This is a genomic window from Ligilactobacillus sp., from assembly GCF_036846325.1.
GTDB lineage: Bacteria > Bacillota > Bacilli > Lactobacillales > Lactobacillaceae > Ligilactobacillus.
This window is the reverse complement of sequence record NZ_DAIUCE010000175.1, coordinates 1-1,661: the sequence shown is the minus strand read 5'-3', so window position 1 is coordinate 1,661 and position 1,661 is coordinate 1. Positions and strand designations below refer to the sequence as shown.

The window sequence follows — 1,661 nt, the reverse complement described above, 5'->3', positions numbered from 1 at the left end:
GATGGCGGTCAAGCTGCGTGTTGAAGGCAATACTCTTGAAGAATGCGCAAGGAAGATGGGAAACCGCAGCAAGCAGTCAGTCGATCAGCTGATAAGAAGTGCACTCAGAAACAAGCCGGCCTTGAGAGAAGATGACTACAGATACTGGTTTGAGAGGTACAACATGGACAGGGAGGCATTCAACACGATTTTCCTGAAGCCTGAAACGGACTGCACTTACGGATACCTTGTCATGGTCTGCGGACGCAGACGCGGCAGTAAGGACGTCAGTGAAATGTTCGATGACCCGTTCTTCACAAAAAGGATGTATCATGGCCTGCACTTGTACATGACAAGGGACAGCGTGTTCATTCACGGTGAGGATGTTCCGCTCAGGCCTTCCTTCATTGCAGAGTGCATTGCCAGAAACGAGTTTTCGGACAGGGAAGGTACGATCAGGGAATTCTACAACCGCTATGTTCAGATTCTTGAGGAAAATTACATTCAGGATGACACGCGCCTGAACAAGAGTTTCAAGGCATTTGAGGGAATAGTCGACCGCATGAGCTGGTGTCTGCAGAAAACAGGCAGGAAGGTAAGATACTGCTCGATTCCAGCCGATGAAGTCAGGGAATTCGTTTCAGCAATGAATCTTGAACAGTATAGAAACATCGAGCTGTCGGCAGAGAAGATTTTCCGGGACAATGCTGAACTGATGGAAGAATACGATATCCGCGACGGCTACGAACTGCACAGCTTTCTGAAGAAGAACGAGAAGATCTGGAATGATGAGAACCAGTACGACATTTCCTTCGGCAGAACGCCGAACATCCGCTTTGGAAAGTCAGACAGAAACCGCCAGGTAAGAGATCTCATGTTCCGTTTAGCTCCCGTCAGCCTGGATGAGTTGAGCAGGGCATACGAAGACGAATACGGGGTTTCTTCGGCCACCTTCAGGGCGAACATGACTGACTGCATCAGCGGATATTATGATTCAAAGTCATTTTCCTACATCATTGACCAGCCTGCATTGGATGCATCTGAACTGGTCTTCATGAACCAACGGCTTGAAGATGACTTCTACTTCACTGATGACGTCGTGGCAATGTACGCTGCAGAATTCGGGGAAGAACATGCTGACAGAATCAATTCCAGGTCGCTTAAGCAGCTTGGATTCAGGATGTACTCGCAATATGTCATCAGAGATTCATATCAATCTGCCAGGGCTTTCTTCAAGCACCTTCTGCTTGCAGAAGATGTCATTGACCTGAAGAAGCTGGACGCCAGGCTGGGATATCAGAATGAGTTCAACACCGTGCTTCAGGAACTGAGGAAGGATTACATCCTGCTTGAATATTCTGATCGAAAGTACATGACATTCGATTACCTGAAGAGGCTTAACCCGGAAGTGACGAAGGATGATCTGAGACAGTACGCTGACGATGCCCTGGCCCATGCAGAGAGGTTTGAATACTTCACCGTCCGGAAGCTCGAACGCACAGGCTTTCACAGCAAGCTCAAGGGATTGAACCATTCCGACTGGTTCTTCGCCGGTCTGATTCGAAACCTTGGCCTGGTAAACTATACCAAGGCAATGGGGGGCTTTATCTTCCGGAAGGGATGCAAGCCGACCGCTTTGGAGTTTCTCCGTCATCTGACAAGGGACTGTGGATCTGAATCTG

General features: G+C 48.7%; 1 protein-coding gene. It reads left to right on the top strand.

The features are described from left to right. On the top strand, positions 1-1,661 hold a 1,661-nt coding region (locus V7Z60_RS09880; RefSeq protein ID WP_334117641.1), incomplete at both ends, for a hypothetical protein.